We start from the raw sequence: 21,006 nt of genomic DNA, 5'->3' as shown, positions 1-21,006 counted from the left end.
CGGTCTGCAGACGACTGTATGCGGTATGCAATGTGGTGACAAGAAGTGGCTGAGGTCTGGACAGCGGAGACGCGGTGGAGTACCACAGATCTCATACGGTATGCAGTAGTCAGGAGGCGACATGAATCACGTGATGCCCCCAGGCCGGGGCAGTGCGCCGGAGCCGGCACAGACGCAGCCCCGGGACGTCCGTGACGTCTACGGCCGGCGGTACCGGATCGGCGAGGACGCCCGGGAGTTGACCGGCCATGCGCGGCGCTGGCAACTGTGGGCCGCTTGGGCCTGCATGCTGGCGATCAGCCCGCTGCAGTACTCGTTCGGCACCGCCGCCCTCGGCCTGGAGTCCGATCGCGGCTGGGGTGCGACGCAGACCCTGTGGCTGCTCGCCGTCTTCGTCGCCTGTCAGGCACTCGTCGCGATCCCCGCCGCCTGGGCTCAACGGGTCCGGCGCGCCACCCCGACGCAGCTCGTGGTCGCGGGCGGCATGCTCGCGACGATCGGGCTCGCGACGCTGGCCCACGCGGACAGCTATCTCGCCGTCGTGGTCGGCTACGCGCTGCTCGGCGGGATCGGAGCCGGTCTCGTGTATGCCGCGTGCATTACGACGTCGGCCCGGTGGTTCCCGGATCGGCGGACCGCCACGATCGGTTTCGTCACGGGCGGGTTCGCGGTCGGCGCCGTACCGAGCATCGCTTTGTTGACAATCCTTCAATCCAGCCAGCGGATTGTCTTCGATCTGACCGCGCTGGTCGCACTCCTCATCGTGCTGGTGGCTGGTGGTCTGCTGAAGGATCCGCCGCGGCATTGGTGGCCCGCGGACATCGACGCGCAGGCCTGGGCGATCGACCGCAGGCTGAACCGGAGCATCCCGCACAACCTCCCCGCGGTTCGTCACTACCGTCCGGGGGAGGCGGTGCGCACCGGCGCGCTGCCCCTGATGTGGCTGATGCTCGCGATCAGTACGGCGCTCTCCCTGTTCGGCATTGCGTTCGTGGTCAACTACGCGGTGAGCGCGGGCCTCGGAGTCGCGGTGGGCGGGTTCGCCGCCGGAATGCTTGCCGCAGTCAACGGTCTCGGCCGCTCGTTCGCCGGGCACGTGTCGGACCGGTTCGGCCGGCGCCGGGTGCTGGCCGCCGTACTCATGGTCGAGGGGTTCACCCACGTCGGCCTGGTTGTCGCGGGTGAGGCCGGCGCGGGGTGGGCATTCGTGGTGTGCGCGATGTTCGCCGGGCTCGGTGGCGGTGCGTTCTACGCGATCATGGCCAACCTCGTGCTGGAGTTCTTCGGCGAGAACAGCCTGCTGCAGAACCAGGCGATCCTGTACTCCGCCAAGGCCGTCGGCGGACTGGTCGGCATCGGCGTCGCCGCATCGCTGATCGCGGTGATCGGCTACCGGCCGTTGTTCCTCGGCGCCGGGCTGCTCGGCGTACTCACCGCACTGAGTGTGCGGCTGCTGAAACAACCAGGGCGACCTGCGCTACCGGTCCGGCCACAGCTGGGTACGCCGGTCGCGGGGTCGGGCGAGTGAGCGGCTACGCGAAGGTGGCGCGGCCCGATCCGTGCGTGATGGAGCTGGTGTCGAAGCTGGCTCGGGAGCCGTGGACCGATCGCCCGGCCTGTGTACACCCGGTCCTGGGCGCGGTGGCCAGAGCGGTTCACGACCACAGCAGTTCGGCCGGCCGCCGCGAGTTGCTGCCCATGGCGCCGCACTTCCTCGACACCGCGCGCGTCGGCTTCGAGCGCTCGGCACGGCTGGTCGCGTTGTCTGTCTCGACGGCCTTGGTCAGCGGCGAGATCCGCGCGGACGAGCGGGTCAGGCTGGCGCGCGCCCATCGGACGGCGCTGCATCTCCTCGGGTCGGCCGACGAACCCGGGGGAGCGGCGCGCTGGTGGCTTCCGGCGCTCGGGCGGTTCGGCTGGGGCGAACCGTTCTATCGGACCTTCGTCGCCACCGAACACGCCGCCGAGGCTGTGGCCGTCGCCGCCCGAGCGGCGGACGACATCCGGCTGCGCGGCCTGCTGAAGCAGTGCCTGGCCGTGGCCGGCTCGGCCGTCACTGGTTTCTCCTCGATCGCGGGGGGTGCCCCCTAGACTCGATCCATGCCCGCACCCCTCCGGCTGGCCGTGATCGGCGCCGCGCATTCCCATGTCAGGTACGCGCTGGACGAGGTGCCCTTGCGTGCGGACCTCGAGCTAGTCGCGGTCGCGGATCCGGATCCGGCGACCGCTGGGCGGTACGCCGAGGAGTTCGGCGTACCGGCGTACGACGACCACCGGCGGCTGCTCGACGAGCTGCGACCGGACATCGTGATGATCGCGGGCATCTACGCGGACCGGGCCGAGGCGATCGTCGACGCACTCCGCGCCGGAGCCCAGGTGCTCGCGGACAAACCGCTGTGCACGACGCTCGCCGAGCTCGACGCGATCGAGGCCGCCCAGCGGGAGACCGGGCGCATCGTGTCCTTACTGCTCGAGAAGCGGACCTATCCCGAGACCCTCGCCGCTCGCGCGCTGCTCGTCGATGGCTCGCTCGGCGAGTTGGTCCAGGTCGCGTCCACCGGGCCGCACAAACTCAACCGCCCCACGCGCCCGGACTGGTTCCTCACCAGGAAGGGGTACGGCGGGATCCTCGGCGATCTCGCCGTCCACGACATCGACCTCGTCCTGCTACTGTCGGGAGCGACCGAAGGCACGGTCACCGGGCTGGTGGACAGCAGCGAGTTCGCGCTCTACGGGTCCCTGCTGCTCAGAGCCGGTTCGGTCGCCGCGACGATCGAGGTCAACTGGCTGACGCCCGCGGCCTCGCCGTACCACGGTGACTACCGGATGCGGTTGACCGGCACCGAGGGGACGGCAGAGTTGTTCTGGGCTCAGAACAGGTTGCTCGCAGCAACGACTGATCGTCCGCCCTGGGAGGTGGAGCTGCCGCCCGGCCCGCGACCGGCGGCCGACGCGCTCGACGCGCTTGCGGCGGGCGTCGAGCCCGAGACCAGTACGGCGGCGGGGTTCGCTGCGACCCGAGTCGCGCTACTCGCCCAGGAGAGCGCCGACGCAGGCGGTGTCGTGGTGCCGTGGCAACTGAGAGGACTGTCCGAATGAAGTTCGCAGTGGTGGGTGCCGGAGTCATCGGTGAGACCCACGCCCGTCTGATCACGTCCCTGTCCGGCGAGGCGGAGCTGGTCGCGGTCGTCGATGTGGAGGCCGAGCGGGCGACCGCGCTGAGCGGCAAGTACGGCGGCGAGCCGATGACCGAGCTGGAGAAGGCGTGTGCCCGGCCGGATATCGACGCGGTCAGCATCTGCCTCCCCAGCGGCCTGCACGCCGACGCGGCCATCACTGCTCTCAAGGCCGGAAAGCACGTCATCGTGGAGAAACCGATCGATGTGACGCTGGCCGCGGCAGACCGGCTCATCGACGCGGAGCAGCAGACCGGACTGACCGTGTCGGTGATCAGTCAGCGCCGGTTCCAGGAAGCGCCCGCCTTCGTGCACCGGGCCGTCACCGATGGACGGCTGGGCCGGATCACCATGGGCATTGCCGAGTCGCCCTTCTGGCGTTCGCAGGAGTACTACGACTCCGGCGGCTGGCGTGGCACGGTCGAGCTCGATGGCGGCGGAGCCCTGATGAACCAGGGCATCCACGTGGTCGACCTGCTGCTGTGGATGCTCGGCGAGCCGGTGGAGGTGCAGGCGTACAGCGATCGGCTCGCACACGAGCGGATCGACGTCGAGGACACGGTGGCGGCGACCGTCCGGTTCCGCAGCGGGGCGATCGGGTCCATCGTCGCCACGACCTCGGCGTACCCGGGCCGGCCGGTGCGGCTCTCCGTGTACGGCGATCGCGGCAGTGCCGTGATCGAGCAGGACGACCTCATCGCCTTCGACACCGCCGACGGTGAGTCCGCGGACCAGCCGAGGGAGGCCGCCCTGTCCGTCGGAGGCGGGGAGGCAGGCGTGACCCGGTCGGTCGCCGACGCTCATCGCGACCAGTACCTCGACTTCATCGCGGCGGTCCGTGACGGCCGCCCGCCGGCGATCGGCACCCGCGACGCACGGCGTGCGCTGGAGGTCGTGCTCGGCGTCTACGAGTCCGCCCGGACCGGTGGCCCGGTCCGGCTCACCGGGAGACAGTGACGTGCGCATCGGCATCATCGGTACGGAGAACTCCCACGTCGACCACATCATCGAGTACCTGAACGTCGAACGCCGCGCAGGCGAGACCCGCGTCGTCGCGCTCAGCGGCGGCGCGAGCGAACGGAACGAGAAGCTCCGTGCCACCGGCCAGCGCGAGCGGATCGTCGACGAACCCACGGACCTGCTGGGCCTGGTCGACGCGGTGATCATCACCGACCGGCACGGCGGTCTGCACCGGGAGCACGCCGTACCGTTCCTGGCCGAAGGTCTGCCGGTGTTCGTGGACAAGCCGCTCGCGTGCACCGAGGCGGACGCTCGCGCGATCGTTGCCGCGGCGCGCGAACATGACGCACCGTTGACGTCGTCCTCGGCCGTCCGCTGGGTCCCGGACACGGACATACTCGCCGAGCAGGCCGCATCGCTCGGCGCTCCACAGACGGTGATCACCACGGGTCCGGCGGATCCGGACAGTGAGTACGGCGGCATCTACTTCTACGGCATCCACCCGGTCGACGTCGCCCTCAGACTCGCGCCCGGCGCCATCGGTCCCGTGCAGGTCGACCGGGTCGCCGACACCGTCATCGCCACGACCGACGTCGGCGGGGTCCGGGTCGTCGTTCAGCTCGTGCTGCCGGGACCTGACGGCCGGGTTCCGTTCCACGGCATGGTCGTCGGCCGGCACGGCCTCGCCGCCCGCGAGCTCACCCTCGGCAAGTCGTACGTCGAACCGGGCCTGCGCGCCTTCCTCGAGATGGCCGAGACCCGCCGGCCGCCGATCGGGTACGACGATCTGGTCCGTCCGATGCAGTTCCTCGACCGGATCGTCGAGGCCATCCGCTGACCTCAGCTGTCAACGGGCCCCGCAGACACAATCTGCGGGGCCGCTTTCGTTACCGGCCGGGGGCGCGGACTCCTTCGTGATCGACGTCGCCGGCGCCCCACAGTCCGTGGTCGCGGTCGTCGTCAGGGATCACCACCAGCTCCTGCCGGCGCGGGGCGCGCACCTGCTCCTCGAGCCGCCGCAGGTCGGTCGAACAGCGCTCGAGATCGTCCAGCAACCGCAGGACGTCGAGGTGCGGACCGAGCTGATTCCTCAACGCCACAAGGGATTTCTCCAGTGCCAGCACCGCCTGGCGGGTCCGGCCGAGTTCGTCGTGGATCGTCATCTCACCCTCCGGGCGCCGAGCTCTGGACAAGCACCATGGCGTGGGATAAGACTACGACTACACCATACGGTATGCAATCTACATTCAAGTCGGCCTCCGGCCTTCCAAGGAGATGACTGCAGATGGCGCAGACAGTGTCGGAATCCCAATCAGCCGCGGACGTCCACGAGCCGCAACCGGCGACGATCTCCGGTGGCCATCTGGTCGCGAAGGCCTTGAAGGCCGAAGGGATCGACGTGATCTTCACGCTCTGTGGCGGTCACATCATCGACATCTACGACGGCTGCGTCGACGAGGGCATCGCCGTGGTCGACGTCCGGCACGAGCAGGTCGCCGCCCACGCCGCCGACGGGTACGCGCGGATGACCGGCAAGCCCGGCTGCGCGGTCGTCACCGCCGGTCCGGGCACGACGGACGCCGTCACCGGTGTCGCGAACGCGTTCCGGGCGGAGAGCCCGATGCTGCTGATCGGCGGCCAGGGTGCGCTGAACCAGCACAAGATGGGGTCCCTGCAGGACCTGCCGCACGTCGACATGATGACGCCGATCACCAAGTTCGCCGCGACCGTGCCGCACACCGCGCGGGTCGCCGACATGGTGTCGATGGCGTTCCGCGAGTGCTACAACGGCGCGCCCGGCCCGTCGTTCCTGGAGATCCCCCGCGACATCCTGGACAACTCGGTGCCGGTCGAGTCGGCGAGCATCCCGGAGGCCGGCCGCTACCGGGCGTCCACCAAGAGCATCGGTGACCCGGCGAGCATCGAGGCGCTGGCCGACCTGCTGGTCCGGGCCGAGAAGCCGGTGGTGCTGCTCGGCACCCAGGTGTGGACCTCGCGCGGCACCGATGCGGCGATCGAGTTCGTCCGGCAGAACGACGTACCGGCGTTCATGAACGGGTCCGCGCGCGGCACGCTGCCGCCCGGCGACCCGCACCACTTCCACCTGTCCCGGCGGTACGGGTTCAACAACGCCGACCTGATCCTGATCGTCGGGACGCCGTTCGACTTCCGGATGGGCTACGGCCGGCGGCTGCCGAAGAGCGCGACCGTGGTGCAGATCGACATGGACTACCGCACCGTCGGCAAGAACCGCGACATCGACCTCGGCCTGGTCGGCGACCCGGGCGCGATCCTGGCCGCGGTCACCCAGGCGGCCTCGGGCCGGAGCAAGAAGACCGATCGCAAGGCCTGGTTCGCGGAGCTGCGGGCCGAGGAGGACGCGTCGTACCAGAAGCGGCTGCCCAAGCAACTGTCCGACGCGAACCCGATCCACCCGCTGCGGCTCGCGCACGAGATCAACGAGTTCCTCACCGAGGACTCGATCTACATCGGCGACGGCGGCGACATCGTCACCTTCTCCGGCGGCGTGGTCCAGCCGAAGTCGCCCGGCCACTGGATGGACCCGGGCCCGCTCGGCACCATCGGCGTCGGCATCCCGTTCGTGATGGCGGCCAAGTACGCGCGACCGGACCAGGAAGTGGTCGCGCTCTTCGGCGACGGCGCGTTCTCGCTGACCGGCTGGGACTTCGAGACGCTGGTCCGCTTCAACCTCCCGTTCGTCGGTGTCGTCGGCAACAACTCCTCGATGAACCAGATCCGCTACGGCCAGGAGGCCAAGTACGGCGCCGCCCGCGGCCGGATCGGCAACACGCTCGGCGACGTCAAGTACGACGAGTTCGCCAAGATGCTCGGCGGGTACGGCGAGGAGGTCCGTGACCCCAAGGACATCGGGCCGGCCATGCAGCGGGCCCGCGAGTCGGGGCTGCCGTCGCTGATCAACGTGTGGGTCGACCCGGACGCGTACGCGCCCGGAACCATGAACCAGACGATGTACAAGTAGAGAGGACCCCGCCATGTCAAAGGCCCTCGACGGAGTCCGTGTTCTCGACATGACCCATGTCCAGTCCGGACCCTCGTGCACACAGATCCTTGCCTGGCTCGGCGCCGATGTGATCAAGCTCGAAGCGCCGACCGGAGACATCACCCGCCAGCAGCTGCGCGACCTCCCGGACGTCGACAGCCTCTACTTCACGATGCTGAACTGCAACAAGCGCAGCATCACGCTGAACATGAAGTCCGAGCGGGGCAAGGAGATCTTCACCGACCTGGTGCAGAGCGTCGACGTCCTGGTGGAGAACTTCGCCCCCGGCGCGATCGACCGGATGGGCTTCACCTGGGAGCGGCTGCGGACCCTGAACCCGCGGCTGATCTTCGCCTCGATCAAGGGCTTCGGCCCCGGCCGGTACGAGGACTTCAAGGCGTACGAGGTGGTCGCCCAGGCGATGGGTGGCGCGATGAGCACCACCGGTTTCGAGGACGGTCCGCCGACCGCGACCGGAGCGCAGATCGGCGACTCCGGCACCGGGATCCACCTGGTCGCCGGCATCCTCGCCGCCCTGTACCAGCGGACGAACTCCGGCCAGGGCCAGCGGGTCACCGTGGCGATGCAGGAGGCGGTGCTGAACCTGACCCGGGTGAAGCTGCGCGACCAGCAGCGGTTGACCCACGGCCCACTGCCGGAGTACCCGAACGAGCACTTCGGCGACGAGGTGCCGCGGTCCGGCAACGCCTCCGGCGGCGGTCAGCCCGGCTGGGCGCTGAAGTGCGCGCCGGGCGGACCGAACGACTACATCTACGTGATCGTCCAGCCGCCGGGCTGGGCCCCGATCGCCAACCTGATCGGCAAGCCGGAGCTGGCCGACGACCCGGACTGGTCCACCCCGCTCGCGCGGCTCGACAAGCTCGACAAGATGTTCGCGCTGATCGAGCAGTGGACCGAGCAGCACACCAAGTTCGAGGTGATGGACAAGCTCAACGCCCTGAACGTGCCGTGCGGGCCGATCATGTCCACCCGGGAGCTGATCGAGGACGAGACGCTGGCCGAGCTCGGCGCGGTGGTCGAGGTCAAGCACCCCCAGCGCGGCAGCTTCAAGACCGTCGGCTGCCCGATCAAGCTGTCCGACTCCCCGGTGCAGGTCGAGACCTCGCCCGGTCTCGGTGAGCACAACCCCGCCATCTACGGCGCGCTCGGCATCGACACCGCCGAGCTCGAGGAACTCAAAGCAGCCGGCGTGATCTGAAATCTGATGAGGAGCTATGGCATGACCTATGACAAGGCAGCAGTCCGGACCATCCTCGACCAGGCTCTGGCGGACGGCCGCACCTCGCTGAGCGCGCCCGAGGCCAAGCAGGTCGCGGACGCGTACGGCATCCCGACACCGGGCGAGGGACTGGCCACGACTGCCGAGGGAGCCGCCGGTCTCGCCTCCGGGATCGGATTCCCCGTCGTGCTGAAGATCGTCTCGCCGGACATCCTGCACAAGACCGACGCCGGCGGTGTCGTCGTCGGTGTGGACTCCGAAGAGGCCGCGCGGCAGGCGTTCGCGACGATTGTCGACAATGCGAAGGCCTACAAGGCGGACGCGGAGATCGTCGGCGTCCAGGTGCAGAAGATGCTCGTGACCGGCGGTGACGTGCAGGAGGTCATCGTCGGGGCGGTCACCGACCCGACGTTCGGCAAGGTGGTCGCCTTCGGACTGGGTGGCGTCCTTGTGGAGGTCCTCAAGGACGTCACCTTCCGCCTCGCCCCGCTGACCGCGGACGAGGCGCGCGCGATGGTCGACGGGATCGGCGCGCACGAGATGCTGGAGGGCGTCCGCGGCGCGAAGCCGGTCGACAAGGACGCGGTCGGTGACCTGATCAAGCGGCTCTCGGACCTGGTCACCGACTTCCCGCAGTTCGCCGAGGTCGACCTGAACCCGGTGCTGGCCGGCCCGGACGGCGCCACCGCGGTGGACTTCCGGATCATCGTCGACGCCGAGGCCGGCAAGCCGGTCGAGCGGTACAGCCAGGAGGAGATCCTGACCGCGATGACCCGGATCATGAAGCCGCGCGCGGTGGCCGTGATCGGGGCCTCGAACGAGACCGGCAAGATCGGCAACTCGGTGATGAAGAACCTGGTCAACGGCGGGTACGCCGGCGACATCTACCCGATCAACCCGAAGGCCGACGAGATCCTCGGGCTGAAGGCGTTCCCCAGCATCACCGACGTGCCGGGGGACGTCGACGTCGCGGTGTTCGCCGTACCGGCCAAGTTCGTCGGCGGGGCGCTCGAGCAGTGCGGGCAGAAGGGGGTCGCGGGCGCGATCCTGATCCCGTCCGGGTTCGCCGAGACCGGTGAGCAGGAACTGCAGGACGAGGTCGTTGCCATCGCCCGCAAACACAACGTCCGCATCCTGGGACCGAACATCTACGGCTACTACTACCTGCCGGAGAGCCTCTGCGCGACCTTCTGCACGCCGTACGACGTCCGCGGCAGTGTCGCGCTCTCGTCGCAGAGCGGCGGGATCGGGATGGCGATCCTCGGGTTCAGCCGGTCCAGCCGGATGGGTGTGTCGGCGATTGTTGGGGTAGGCAACAAGGCCGACATCGACGAGGATGACCTCCTGACGTTCTTCGAGAATGACGACAACACCAACCTGATCGCGATGCACCTGGAGGACCTGAAGGACGGCCGGGCGTTCGCCGAGACGGCGGCCCGGGTGTCGAAACGGAAGCCGGTCGTCGTGCTGAAGGCCGGCCGCACCGACCTGGGCGCGCGGGCCGCCAGCTCGCACACCGGCGCCCTGGCCGGCAACGACAAGGTGTACGACGACATCCTGAAGCAGAGCGGTGTGGTCCGGGCGCCGGGGCTGAACGAGATGCTCCAGTACGCCCGCGGCATCCCGCTGCTGCCCACGCCCAAGGGCGAGAACGTCGTCATCATCACCGGCGCGGGCGGTTCCGGCGTACTGCTCTCGGACGCCTGTGTGGACGCCGGGCTGACGCTGATGGACATCCCGGCCGACCTGGACGCCGCGTTCCGCAAGTTCATCCCGCCGTTCGGTGCCGCCGGCAACCCGGTCGACATCACCGGCGGGGAGCCGCCGGCGACGTACCGCAACACGATCGCGCTCGGGCTCGAGGACGAGCGGATCCATGCCTTGATCCTGGGCTACTGGCACACGATCGTGACGCCGCCGATGGTGTTCGCGAAGCTGGTGTCCGAGGTCGTCGAGGAGTACCGGGCCAAGGGCATCGACAAGCCGGTGGTGGCCTCGCTGTCCGGTGACGTCGAGGTCGAGGAAGCCAGTCAGTACCTGTTCGACCACGGTGTGGTCGCGTATCCGTATACCACCGAGACCCCTGTCCAGGTGCTCGGTGCCAAATACCGCTGGGCCCGCAACGCCGGGCCTTTGGGATAGCCCTGTTGGAGGAAGCCGGTGATGCGTTTGGTCCGGGGGGAAATGCACGGGGAGCGTTGTTAGTCAGCGAGCTGGCGTCGATCTAAGGAGTCCGCCTTGGACGTCACAAGCAAGACCTCAGAACTACCTGAAGAGCCCGCCGCCGCGGCAGTGACCGAGAAGGTCTGGCGCGCGGGCAGGCTGGAACCGATGCCGATCCGGAAGCTTCCGGACGCGCCGCCCTCGATGCACATCCTCGGTCCGACCGTCTTCCTGGTCGCACTGGGCGTCGGCATGGGCGAGTCCTACATGTGGCCCCGGCTCGTCCTGGTGTTCGGGCCGGACATCCGCTGGCTGTTCATGGTCGGCGTCACCCTGCAGGCGTTCGTCCTGCTGGAGATGGCCCGGTACGCGATGGCGACCGGGGAGAGCATCTTCTTCGGGGCGGCGCGGATCTTCAAACCGATGATGTGGTTCTTCTACGTCGCGGCGATCCTGATCTACATGTGGCCGGGCCATCTGTCCGCCGGTGCGGCCGCGTTCGAGGAGATCACCGGCATACCCTGGCAGGTCACCGCGTGCGTGGCTCTGGTGTTCGTCGGTGTGCTGTTCAGCTTGTTGTCGGTGATCTACAACTTCCTCGAGAAACTCCTCGGGCTGCTGATCGGCCTGCTGGTCGTCGGTACGTCGGTGATCGCGGCGATCGTCGGCAGCTGGGACGACCTGGGCCGGACGCTGTCCGGGATGTTCGCGTTCGGGTACTTCCCGCACGAGGCGATGACGTCGGCCTGGTTCCCGGTCGTGGTGGGCTCGATCGCGTTCGCCGGACCGTCCGGGATGCAGCAGATGTGGTACACGCTGCAACTGCGTGACAGCGGCGCCGCGATGGGATCGCACATCCCGAAGATCCGCGGTCTGCGGTCGGCCGGCGAGGCCGAGTCGATGCCGTCGCGGGGCTTCATGTTCGACACCGAGGACCCCGCCGAGCTGGCCAAGTGGAAGGGCTGGCGCAAGTGGGTCACCTTCGACGCGATCCTGCTCTTCTGGGGCATCACCATGCTGGTCACGATCTCGTTCACCGTGCTGGCCATGTCGGCGGCCCGGGAGAACCCGAACGTGGCCTCGCTGATCGAGGGTGGTGACCGCGAAGCCGCGCTGAAGGCGATGTCGGACGCGTTCGCGTCGGCCGGTTCGCCGGTCCTCGGCACGCTGTTCTTCGGCTTCATCGCACTGATCGGGCTGAACGCGACCCTCGGTCTGTTCGACTCGTTCTCCCGCGGCCAGGCGGACATGACCTACTACTTCGTCCCGGGAGCCAAGCGGTTCTCGATGTCGAGGCTGTACGCCGGGTTCCTGTGGGGTGTGATCGTCTTCGGCATCCTGATCCTGCTGTTCGGCCCGGCCGACGGTCCGGCCGGGATCCTGGACACCCTCGCCTTCCTGTCCACGTTCGCGATGGGCGCGTACTGCATCGTGTTGCTCCTGGTGAACAACAAGCTGCTGCCCAAACCGATCCGCCCCGGGCCGGTGCGCAACGTGATCATCGGGTTCGGCGCGGTGTTCTACCTGGGCATGTTGTTCTACTGCCTGTTCCGCTTCGGCGTGGCTGTGGGCTGACATGACCGATCTGAAGCAGCTCGCGGAGTTCTCGGTCCCGGCGGCCGGTGTCGGCGCCGCGGCCGGGGTCATCGCCGGTGGTCTGGCCGCGTTCATCGGCCAGCCCGCCGGATGGGCCGTCGCCACCGGGCTCGGCCTGGGTGTCCCGCTGATCCTGTTCGGCGCCGGGTACGCCGCACTGGTGGCGCTGGGCAAGGTCCCCGCCGGAGTGTTCGCGCCGGCGGCGGTCTATTGGGTGATCGGCTTCCCGCTCGCCCTGCTGGTGCACGCGGTCGTGACCGAATGGGTGGTGACCGGTACGCCGGGACTCCCACCGGAACCGTGGAAGTTCCTCGCGTTCCGGGCCCTGGTCAGCATGGGCTTCGCGATCGGCTTCCTCTGGATGCATGAGCAACTCGGCCGGCACTGGTGGCCCCGCATCCTGGACCGCAACATCTACGCCCGCCGCACGGTGGAGCAGTACGCCCACCTCGCAGCCGCCCTGGAGGCCCGCAAGGCCGCCACCGGCCGGGGCCGCAAGAAACGCGTCGCCTGACCCCCGTTTCACCCCATCGGGGCGATGCCGGGTGCCGGACCGGAACCTCACAGTCGAAGGAAGGACCGTTCGCACCGTCCGGCCTGGCCGGACGGTGCGAAGCAGGCTGTGCGGAGGGGGCCGGGGCATGAGGGTGGATTCGCGGGCGGAGCGCATCGGACAGCACACTCCGGTGACGCCCACGCCGAGATCCGTGATCGAACCGGCCATCGCGCCCGGCCGCATCCAGCCGCCGGCGCCGCCCTTGCGCGTGGTCCAGCGGCCACGGTTGCTCGACCGGATCTCGCGGGCCGTCCGGGAAGTTCCACTGACGCTGGTCAGTGCACCGGCCGGGTCCGGCAAGACGGTGCTCACCGCAGCGTGGGCGAGGAGTCACCGACAGACACCGGTGGCCTGGCTCTCACTGGCCGGCTGCGAGGACACGTTGATCCCGGATGTGCACTGCGCGCTCGCCGCCGCGACCGTGGACGCCGGTCCGATCGTCCTCGTTCTCGATGGCATCGAATGCGTGCGGCGCCAGCCGGTCCTGGAACAGTTGGGCCGGCTGCTCGACACGACCGGGGACAGGTTCCGGGTGGTGATGACGACCCGGGCCGATCCGCCGCTGCCGTTGCACCGTTACAGACTGGACGGGACGCTCGCAGAGATCCGGTACGACGACCTCGCCTTCACCGGCGCGGAAGTCGGGGCGTTGCTCGTCGCCCATGACATCGCGGAGCCGGAGGCCGCGACCCGGGACGTGCTCGGCCGGACCGACGGCTGGGCGGCCGGCGTCCGGCTGGCAGCGCTCGCACTCCGCGCCGGCGATCACCGGACCCTGCCGGCGGGGTTCGCGACCGACTACCTGGCCGCGGAGGTGTTCGGCGATCTCGCCGGGGACGATCGAGACTTCCTGCTCAGGATCAGCCTGGTCGACGACGTCACTCCGAAGCTCGGTGCCGCTCTCGCGGATCGCCCGGACGCCGACGAGGTGCTGCAACGGATGGCGATCGGCAACACCTTCGTCCAGCCGGTGCGCGGCCGGGCCGATCACTACCGGATCCACCCGCTCTTCCGTGAGTTCCTCCGGGCCAAGCTGAACCGCACGCTGCCGTATGCGATCGGCGACCTGCAGCGGCGGGCCGCGGACTGGTACGGCGCGAACGGCCGAATGGTGGAGGCCGTCAGGCATGCCGCCGAGCGGGGTGACTGGGAACGCGCCGCCGGCTTCGTCGTGAACGGGCTGGGCATCGGCGACCTGCTGCTGCCGACCCGGGCGGGCTCGGAGCTGGCCCGCTACCTGTCGGCCATGCCAGACGTGGACTCCGCTGAGGTCCAGCTGGTTCGGGCCGCGATCGCCGTCGCCGACGACGACGTCGCCGTGGCCGGCGAAAGCCTTGCGCACTGCGTGATAGATCCGCCTGGCAGCAGGAGTTGGGCCGTGTCGGCCGCGGTCGTGACCACCTTGCTGCACGCCAAGTCAGGCGATATCGACGAGACCTTGCTCGCCGCCCGCGCGGAGCGGGAGGATCTGGCCACGCACGGGACCGCGGTGCTGCAGGCGCTGGTGCTGAGCGCGGAGGGTACGGCGTACCTCCGCAGCGGCGGCCTCGACGTCGCGTGTGCTGTGCTCGCCGACGCGGTCCGGGCGGCCGCCGCTGGTGACTGCGAGGATCTCCGGTTGCGATGCCTTGCCACGCTGGCACTCGCCGAGGCCTGCCGTGGGCATCTGTCCCGCGGACAAGGGCTGGCGGACACGGCCGAGCGACTCGCCGAGGAGTCCGGCGCCGGGGCGGAGCGTCCCGCCGCAACCCATCTGGCGCAGGCCTGGGTGGCGCTTGAACGCCAGGAGCTCGCCCGGGCCCAGCATTCCCTCGACCGCGCTCGCCGGCTCCACGAGACCGTGGACGACAGCCTGCTGAGCTCGGTGTTCGCGCTGTTGCGCGTACGGCTGATGCGGGACCGCGGCGATCTGGTCGGTGCCCGGTGTGCGCTGAGGAACCTGGAACCGCCGGACAGCTGGCTGCGCGGGTACGTCGAGGCCGAGGCGGCGGGCGTCGGTCTGGACGGGGCCAGGCCGAACGACGTGATCCACCGCCCGCCGATGACGGCAGCGCAGGGGGTGCAGGATCTCCTGGACCTCGCGTGGGCGGAATGGCTCGACGGGAAGGCCGGCGGTGGCCGGTCCGGGATCGCGAAGGCGCTGTTGCTCGCTCGCGGCGAGCGGATCCGCCGTCCGTTCACCCACACCCCCGCGCGGCTCCGGGCGATCATCCGCGACGATGCGGCGCTGCGCTCGCTGGCCGGCTGGCTGCGCCCGGAGCAGACCACGGCAGCGGGCCCGGCGGACGACCCGGCACCGATCGTCGAGGACCTGTCGGAGCGGGAGCTCGACGTACTGCGATTGCTCGCGCAGCTGCGCACCACGAGCGAGATCGCCGCCGAGCTGTTCATCTCGGCCAACACCGTGAAGACGCACGTGCGGAACATCTTGCGGAAACTCTCGGTGGCGAGCCGCAACGGGGCCGTCCGCCGGGCATGGGACCTCAACCTGGTCTGACGAACAACTCTCGTCGGGTGAGCAGGAGACTCGGATGATCGTGGGGGAGACCGTCACCGGCCTGGCCGGCCTGGCCGTCGCGGCCGCCGTGAACCCGGTCCCGTGGGCGCGGGCGCAGATGGCGTTCACGCTCGCCTTCCACATCATCCTGGTGCCGCTCGGGGTGTCGTGGGCGTTCATGACGCTGATCGCCAACTACCGCGGGATCAAGCGCGCCGACCGCGACGCGCTGGTGCTGGCGCAACGGTGGTCGAAGTACATGGCCGTGACGTTCGCCGTCGGTGCGGTGACCGGGACCGTGCTGAGCTTCGAGTTCGGCCTGCTCTGGCCGCGGTTCATGGGCGTCTACGGCGAAGCGTTCGGCATCCCGTTCGCGTTCGAGGGACTGTTCTTCTTCACCGAGGCGATCTTCGTCGCGATCTACCTCTTCGGCTGGCGGCGGCTGAAACCGTGGACGCACTTCTGGACCGGCGTCCCGATCGTGATCGCCGGCATCTTCGGCTCGATCTCGGTGGTCGCGGCGAACGCGTGGATGAACGCGCCGGCCGGCTTCACGATGAACGCGAACGGCGAGATCACCGACGTCGACCCGCTCGAGGTGATCTTCAACGACGCGATGCCGTTGCAGGCCGCGCACATGGTGATCGCGGCCTACCTGGTCGGCGGGTTCCTGGTCGCGTCGGTCTACGCGACCGGGATGCTGCGCGGCCGGACCGACCGGTACCACCGGATCGGGTTCACCATCGCCTTCACGGTCGCCGCGATCATGACGCCGATCCAGATGGGCGTCGGCGACGCGCTGGCCCGGTGGGTGTACAACAACCAGCCGGAGAAGTTCGCCGCGATCGAGCTGGTGCCGGCGACGGGTGCCGACGTGCCCGAGACCTTGCTGGGCAAGCTGAACTCGAACGGAACGATCTCCGGTGGGATCCCGATCCCGGGACTGGCCTCCTGGCTGTCCGATCCGAGCACCGGCCGGGCGACGGTCGTCCAGGGCCTGGACAGCGTTCCGGTCGGGGACCGGCCGACCATCTCGGAGACGAACATCGTCCACCTGGCGTGGGACGTGATGGTCGGGCTCGGGACCGCGCTGTTCCTGCTGTCGGTCTGGTACGGCGCGACGTGGCTCTTCCGCCGGCGGATGCCCAGGAGCAGGTGGTTCCTGCGCGCCGCCGCGTGTTCCGGCGTGCTCGCGGTGATCACGATGGAGGCGGGCTGGATCGTCACCGAGGTCGGCCGGCAACCGTGGATCGTCTACAACCGGATGAAGGTGGAGGAGGCGGCCACCGCCAACACCGGCGTCTGGATCACGTTCATCGCCGTCTTCGTGCTCTACGCCGCGCTCGGCGTCACGACGATCCTGGTGCTGCGGGGGATGAGCCGGCGCTTCCGCCGGGCGGGCGGTCTCGTCGAGGGTGACACGCCGTACGGACCCACGGAGGACGCTGCGGCCGTCGAGGTCGAGGAGGCCCAGGAGGCGGTCGAGGAGCGGGCACCGTGAGTACGACGATCGCGGTCGTGCTGCTGCTCGCCCTGGCGGCGTACGCCGTGTTCGGTGGCGCGGACTTCGGCGCCGGGTTCTGGGACCTGACCGCGGGCGGACCAGAGCGCGGCGCGGAACCGCGGGCGGTGATCGAGCGGTCGATCGGTCCGGTCTGGGAGGCGAACCACGTCTGGCTGATCTTCGTCTTCGTCGTCACCTGGACCGCCTTCCCGGCGGCCTACGAGTCGATCGTGCTGACGTTGTTCGTCCCGCTCACCCTGGCCGCGGTCGGGATCGTCCTGCGCGGCGCGAGTTTCGCCTTCCGTAAGGCGGTGGTGACGCTGCGGTTCCGGCGGGTCTTCGGCGGAGCGTTCGCGTTGTCGTCGGTGCTCGTGCCGTTCTGCATGGGTGCGATCGCGGGTGGCATCGCGTCGGGGCACGTGCCGTCGGGTGGCCAGGCCGGCGACCCGGTGGACAGCTGGCTGAACCCGACGTCGGTGGTGGCCGGGGTGCTCGGGGTCGTGGCGGCGGCGTACCTGGCGGCGGTGTACCTCGTCTGGGACGCGAGGCATTTCCGCCAGTTCTCGATGGCCGAGTACTTCCGCCGCCGGGCGGTGGCGAGCGCTGTCGCCGCGGCAGTGGTCGCGGTGGTCGGCCTGTTCGTCCTGAACGCCGAGGCACCGTACGTCTTCGACGGCCTGACGTCGAGAGCACTTCCGACCGCGATCCTCAGTGTGGTCTGCGGATTCGGCGCCCTGGTGCTGTTGATGCGGTACGCCGCTCGCGGCGCGCGGGTTCTCGCCGTTCTGGCGGTGGCCCTGATCATCGTCAGCTGGGGCATCGCCCAGTGGCCGTACATCCTGCCGGAGACCTTGACCGTCTCGGCGGCCGCCGCCGCCGAGGGCACCTTGGTGACGTTGCTCGTGGCGGTCGGGCTGGCACTGGTGATCGTGGTGCCTGGTTTCGTCCTGCTCTACGTGCTCGAGCAGCGTGCGCTGCTCTCCGAGGAGGGGACCGAGGACGCGGGTGACCGCACAATCATCACTGGCGGGTGATTGCCGTTCTGTTCGACCGGCCGATGGTGGAGGTAGGCCCGCGAGTGTGAAGGAGCCCCGCCATGACCTCGACCTCACCGTTCCCGCCGATCGCCGACTACGCGTTCCTGTCGAACTGCCACACCGGCGCGCTGGTGGCCCCGGACGGATCGGTCGACTGGCTCTGTCTGCCCGCGTTCGACGCGCCGAGCGCGTTCGGCAACCTCCTGGACCGCGGTGCCGGATCGTTCCGGTTCGGGCCGTACGGGATCAACCAGCCGACCGCCCGGATGTACGTGCCGGGCACCAACGTCATGACGACCACCTGGCACACCCCGGCCGGCTGGCTGCTCGTCCACGACGCGCTGACGATGGGTCCGTCGAAAGGTCCCGACATCGTCACTCCGCACACCCGCCCGCCGGCCGACGACGACGCCGACCACCTGCTGATCCGGACCATCGAGTGCCTCGAGGGCTCGGTCGAGGTCGAACTCGTCTGTGAGCCCGCCTTCGACTACGGCCGGGTCCCGGCCGAGTGGACGATGGTGGGCGAGGACGCGCACGCCGCGGACGCGACCGGCGCCGGCCAGACCTTCCGGCTGAGCACCGACATGCTGATCGGGATCGAGGGTGGCTCCGCCCGGGCCCGGCACGTCGTCTCCAAGGGGGAGAAGGCGTACTGCGCGCTCTCGTGGGCCGACGGACTGGCGTCACCGGTGGACCTGGCCGACGCGGAGGCACGTATCGCGGCGACGATCCGGTTCTGGCGCAACTGGCTGGCCAGGGCCCGGATCCCCGACCACCGGTACCGGCATCCGCTGGAACGCTCGGCGCTGACCATCAAGGGTCTGACGTACATGCCGACCGGAGCGACGATCGCCGCGCTCACCACCTCGCTGCCGGAGACACCGGGCGGCGAACGCAACTGGGACTACCGCTACACCTGGATCCGGGACAGCACGTTCACGCTGCAGGCGCTGCACTACCTGAACCTGGACTGGGAGGCCAACGAGTTCATGCAGTTCGTCGCCGACCTGGAGCCGAACTCGGACGGCGCGCTGCAGATCATGTACGGCATCGACGGCCGCCGGGACCTGGCCGAGTCGACCCGCGACGACCTCACCGGCTACGAGGGCGCCAGTCCGGTGCGGATCGGCAACGGCGCCTACAACCAACGGCAGAACGACGTGTTCGGCGCGGTGCTGGACTCGGTGCTGCTGCACACCGTCCGGAGCAAGCGGCTGCCGCGCCGGCTCTGGCCGCTGGTCCAGTCGCAGGCACAGTGCGCGATCTCGCACTGGCGCGATCCCGACCAGGGCATCTGGGAGGCCCGCGGCAATCCTCAGCACTACGTCTCCTCGAAGCTGATGGGCTGGGTGGCCCTGGACCGCGCGGCCAGGCTGGCCCGGATCCGCAACGAGGAGGACCTCGCCGAGCTGTGGGCGAAGACGGCCGAGGAGATCCGCGACGACATCCTCGAGCACGGGGTGAGCGACCGCGGCGTCCTGCGGCAGCACTACGACACCGACGCCCTGGACGCGTCGACCCTGCTGGCCCCGCTGTTCGGATTCCTGCCGGCCACCGACGAGCGGATGCGGGCGACGGTCGAGGCGATCGACAAGGATCTGACCGAGAACGGGTTCGTGCTGCGCTACAAGACCGACGAGACCGACGACGGCCTGTCCGGTAAGGAGGGCACGTTCCTGATCTGCTCGTTCTGGCTGGTCTCGGCGCTCGCGATGGTCGGTGAGATCGACCGGGCCCGGAGCCAGCTGGAGCGGCTACTGCGGATCGAGTCCAAGCTCGGCCTGTACGCCGAGGAGTTCGAGGTGGACAAGGCCAGGCACCTGGGCAACTTCCCGCAGGCGTTCTCGCACCTGGCCCTGATCGGAGCGGCCGGCCGGATCATCCTGGCCGACTTCCGGGAGGAGCTGTCGCTGTGACCGGGCAGCAGGAGGACGGCCCGCATGTCGTCGTCCTCGGCGGCGGGCTGGCCGGGGTCGCGTGCGCACACACGCTCGGGGACGAAGGGGTCCGGGTCACGCTGGTCGACCGCAACGACTACCACCAGTTCCAGCCGTTGCTCTACCAGGTCGCCACGTCGCAGCTGCCGGCCGAGGACATCGCCCGGCCGCACCGGACCATCTTCCGCGACTACCCGACGGTCGAGATCCGCACCGCCGATGTCGCCGGGATCGACGCCGGGAACCTCGCTCTGACACTGTCCGGCGGCGATCGGATCACGGGCTCGCACCTGGTCATCGCGGCGGGCGCGCGGCCGGCGTTCTTCGGGGTTCCGGGTGCGGCCGAGCACGCGTTCCCGCTGTACTCCGTCGCCGACGCGGAGCGACTGCGGCGGCACCTGCAGTCCACGATCCGCGCCAAGGAGCCGGACGAGGGCGCGCTCGATGTCGTCGTGGTCGGAGGCGGTCCGACCGGGGTGGAGATCGCCGGAGCGCTGACCGAACTCATGGCCGCGCTGGTGGCCACGGAACGGATCTCGAAGTCAGGGACGATCACCGTCGTCGACCGGGGCGACAACCTGCTCGCAGCGTTCTCCCGCAAGTCGCACAAGTACGCGCACAAGCGGCTCACCGAACAAGGCGCGGATCCGCGACTGGGGACGGGAGTAGCCGCTGTGCACGCGGACCGGGTCGAGTTCGACGACGGGTCGGCGATCCGGACCCGGACGGTCATCTGGGGTGGCGGCGAGTCGGCCGCTGCGGTGGTGGGGACTGCGACGAGCCTGACCACGGGTCGTGGCGGGCGGATCGACGTACAGCCTGACCTCACTGTGGACGGTCATCCGCATGTCTACGCGATCGGCGACGTCGCGAACATCCCCGCCAAGGACGGCACGATCCTGCCGCAGCTCGGCTCGGTCGCGCAGCAGTCGGGTGCGTGGGCCGCAAAGAACATCCTGCGTGAGCTGCACGGCGACAAGGCCAAGCCGTTCCACTACAAGGACAAGGGCATCATGGCGATGATCGGCCGGAACGCGGCCGTCGCCGAGGTCGGCCGGCACCGGCACCAGATGGAGGGCCCGCTCGCCTTCGCGGCCTGGCTCGGCGTGCACGCGATGCTGCTCAGCGGTGCGCACAGCAAGACCGACGCGTTCATGTCCTGGGCCTGGGACTACTTCGACCGCGACCACGCCGCGACCGTCGAGTGGTCCGCCACGCCGCAGCGGATCGCCTGGGGTGACGACTCCGCCGACGTCCCGCACATCATCGTCGACCGAGGCGACTCGACCACATCGGCCGGCGGCAACTGAGGAGA

Annotated in this window: 16 protein-coding genes; 15 read left to right on the top strand and 1 reads right to left on the bottom strand. The window is 69.4% G+C overall.

Annotated features, from left to right (window positions below):
- Positions 1 to 121 precede the first annotated feature (121 nt).
- Genes ACZ6O0_RS38350 through ACZ6O0_RS38330 form a run of 5 tightly spaced genes read left to right on the top strand, consistent with a single transcriptional unit; the run spans position 122 to position 4,974 of the window.
- Positions 122 to 1,528 (top strand): OFA family MFS transporter, encoded by a 1,407-nt coding sequence (locus ACZ6O0_RS38350; RefSeq protein WP_465769983.1) that lies wholly within the window; start codon positions 122 to 124, stop codon positions 1,526 to 1,528.
- Positions 1,525 to 2,091, top strand: coding sequence for a hypothetical protein (locus ACZ6O0_RS38345; protein WP_465769982.1), 567 nt, complete (start codon positions 1,525 to 1,527; stop codon positions 2,089 to 2,091). Before ACZ6O0_RS38350 ends, ACZ6O0_RS38345 begins: the two co-directional genes overlap by 4 nt.
- 9 nt (positions 2,092 to 2,100) lie before the next feature.
- Positions 2,101 to 3,099 (top strand): Gfo/Idh/MocA family protein, encoded by a 999-nt coding sequence (locus tag ACZ6O0_RS38340; RefSeq protein ID WP_465769981.1) that lies wholly within the window; start codon positions 2,101 to 2,103, stop codon positions 3,097 to 3,099.
- Positions 3,096 to 4,133 (top strand): Gfo/Idh/MocA family protein, encoded by a 1,038-nt coding sequence (locus ACZ6O0_RS38335; protein ID WP_465769980.1) that lies wholly within the window; start codon positions 3,096 to 3,098, stop codon positions 4,131 to 4,133. The genes ACZ6O0_RS38340 and ACZ6O0_RS38335 overlap by 4 nt, the downstream gene beginning before the upstream one ends.
- A gap of 1 nt (position 4,134) precedes the next feature.
- Positions 4,135 to 4,974: a Gfo/Idh/MocA family oxidoreductase gene (locus ACZ6O0_RS38330; protein ID WP_465769979.1), complete on the top strand. Its 840-nt coding sequence runs from the start codon at positions 4,135 to 4,137 to the stop codon at positions 4,972 to 4,974.
- Positions 4,975 to 5,023: 49 nt separating this feature from the next.
- On the opposite strand, the gene ACZ6O0_RS38325 is transcribed toward ACZ6O0_RS38330, so the two are convergent.
- Positions 5,024 to 5,299: a hypothetical protein gene (locus ACZ6O0_RS38325; RefSeq protein ID WP_465769978.1), complete on the bottom strand. Its 276-nt coding sequence runs from the start codon at positions 5,297 to 5,299 to the stop codon at positions 5,024 to 5,026.
- 122 nt (positions 5,300 to 5,421) lie between these two features.
- On the opposite strand from ACZ6O0_RS38325, the gene ACZ6O0_RS38320 reads away from it, so the two are divergent.
- From ACZ6O0_RS38320 to ACZ6O0_RS38275, 10 genes are all read left to right on the top strand, one after another.
- A complete protein-coding gene (locus ACZ6O0_RS38320) occupies positions 5,422 to 7,137 on the top strand; it encodes a thiamine pyrophosphate-binding protein (RefSeq protein WP_465769977.1) in 1,716 nt (571 codons plus the stop codon).
- 13 nt (positions 7,138 to 7,150) lie between these two features.
- Entirely contained in the window at positions 7,151 to 8,377 is a 1,227-nt protein-coding gene (frc, locus tag ACZ6O0_RS38315; RefSeq protein WP_465769976.1) for a formyl-CoA transferase, read from the top strand.
- A 21-nt stretch (positions 8,378 to 8,398) separates the two neighbouring features.
- The gene (locus tag ACZ6O0_RS38310; RefSeq protein ID WP_465769975.1) at positions 8,399 to 10,540 is read left to right on the top strand and encodes an acetate--CoA ligase family protein; all 2,142 of its coding nucleotides are present in this window, start codon (positions 8,399 to 8,401) and stop codon (positions 10,538 to 10,540) included.
- Positions 10,541 to 10,636: 96 nt separating this feature from the next.
- Entirely contained in the window at positions 10,637 to 12,136 is a 1,500-nt protein-coding gene (locus ACZ6O0_RS38305; protein ID WP_465769974.1) for an Nramp family divalent metal transporter, read from the top strand.
- A 1-nt stretch (position 12,137) separates the two neighbouring features.
- Positions 12,138 to 12,671: a hypothetical protein gene (locus ACZ6O0_RS38300; RefSeq protein ID WP_465769973.1), complete on the top strand. Its 534-nt coding sequence runs from the start codon at positions 12,138 to 12,140 to the stop codon at positions 12,669 to 12,671.
- Positions 12,672 to 12,864: 193 nt separating this feature from the next.
- Positions 12,865 to 15,210 carry a winged helix-turn-helix domain-containing protein gene (locus ACZ6O0_RS38295; protein WP_465769972.1) on the top strand — a complete coding sequence of 782 codons (2,346 nt, stop codon included), beginning with the start codon at positions 12,865 to 12,867 and terminating at the stop codon, positions 15,208 to 15,210.
- 34 nt (positions 15,211 to 15,244) lie between these two features.
- On the top strand, positions 15,245 to 16,711 hold the full coding sequence (locus ACZ6O0_RS38290) for a cytochrome ubiquinol oxidase subunit I (protein ID WP_465769971.1): 1,467 nt from the start codon (positions 15,245 to 15,247) through the stop codon (positions 16,709 to 16,711).
- A complete protein-coding gene (locus ACZ6O0_RS38285) occupies positions 16,708 to 17,748 on the top strand; it encodes a cytochrome d ubiquinol oxidase subunit II (RefSeq protein ID WP_465769970.1) in 1,041 nt (346 codons plus the stop codon). Before ACZ6O0_RS38290 ends, ACZ6O0_RS38285 begins: the two co-directional genes overlap by 4 nt.
- A gap of 62 nt (positions 17,749 to 17,810) precedes the next feature.
- Positions 17,811 to 19,670 (top strand): glycoside hydrolase family 15 protein, encoded by a 1,860-nt coding sequence (locus ACZ6O0_RS38280; RefSeq protein WP_465769969.1) that lies wholly within the window; start codon positions 17,811 to 17,813, stop codon positions 19,668 to 19,670.
- Positions 19,667 to 21,001, top strand: coding sequence for an NAD(P)/FAD-dependent oxidoreductase (locus ACZ6O0_RS38275; RefSeq protein WP_465769968.1), 1,335 nt, complete (start codon positions 19,667 to 19,669; stop codon positions 20,999 to 21,001). Before ACZ6O0_RS38280 ends, ACZ6O0_RS38275 begins: the two co-directional genes overlap by 4 nt.
- Positions 21,002 to 21,006: the final 5 nt, after the last annotated feature.

It is taken from the genome of Kribbella sp. NPDC048837 (assembly GCF_055586945.1).
The sequence above is the reverse complement of the archived record's forward strand: the minus strand, read 5'-3'. Positions and strand labels throughout refer to the sequence as shown.

What these genes read in the sequence shown, in the direction of transcription:
- ACZ6O0_RS38290 (WP_465769971.1), top strand. Translation starts at nt 15,245, where the DNA reads ATGATCGTGGGGGAGACCGTCACCGGCCTGGCCGGCCTGGCCGTCGCG.
- ACZ6O0_RS38300 (WP_465769973.1), top strand. Translation starts at nt 12,138, where the DNA reads ATGACCGATCTGAAGCAGCTCGCGGAGTTCTCGGTCCCGGCGGCCGGT.
- ACZ6O0_RS38350 (WP_465769983.1), top strand. Translation starts at nt 122, where the DNA reads ATGAATCACGTGATGCCCCCAGGCCGGGGCAGTGCGCCGGAGCCGGCA.
- ACZ6O0_RS38320 (WP_465769977.1), top strand. Translation starts at nt 5,422, where the DNA reads ATGGCGCAGACAGTGTCGGAATCCCAATCAGCCGCGGACGTCCACGAG.
- ACZ6O0_RS38340 (WP_465769981.1), top strand. Translation starts at nt 2,101, where the DNA reads ATGCCCGCACCCCTCCGGCTGGCCGTGATCGGCGCCGCGCATTCCCAT.
- ACZ6O0_RS38310 (WP_465769975.1), top strand. Translation starts at nt 8,399, where the DNA reads ATGACCTATGACAAGGCAGCAGTCCGGACCATCCTCGACCAGGCTCTG.
- ACZ6O0_RS38325 (WP_465769978.1), bottom strand. Translation starts at nt 5,299, where the DNA reads ATGACGATCCACGACGAACTCGGCCGGACCCGCCAGGCGGTGCTGGCA.
- ACZ6O0_RS38335 (WP_465769980.1), top strand. Translation starts at nt 3,096, where the DNA reads ATGAAGTTCGCAGTGGTGGGTGCCGGAGTCATCGGTGAGACCCACGCC.
- frc (WP_465769976.1), top strand. Translation starts at nt 7,151, where the DNA reads ATGTCAAAGGCCCTCGACGGAGTCCGTGTTCTCGACATGACCCATGTC.
- ACZ6O0_RS38280 (WP_465769969.1), top strand. Translation starts at nt 17,811, where the DNA reads ATGACCTCGACCTCACCGTTCCCGCCGATCGCCGACTACGCGTTCCTG.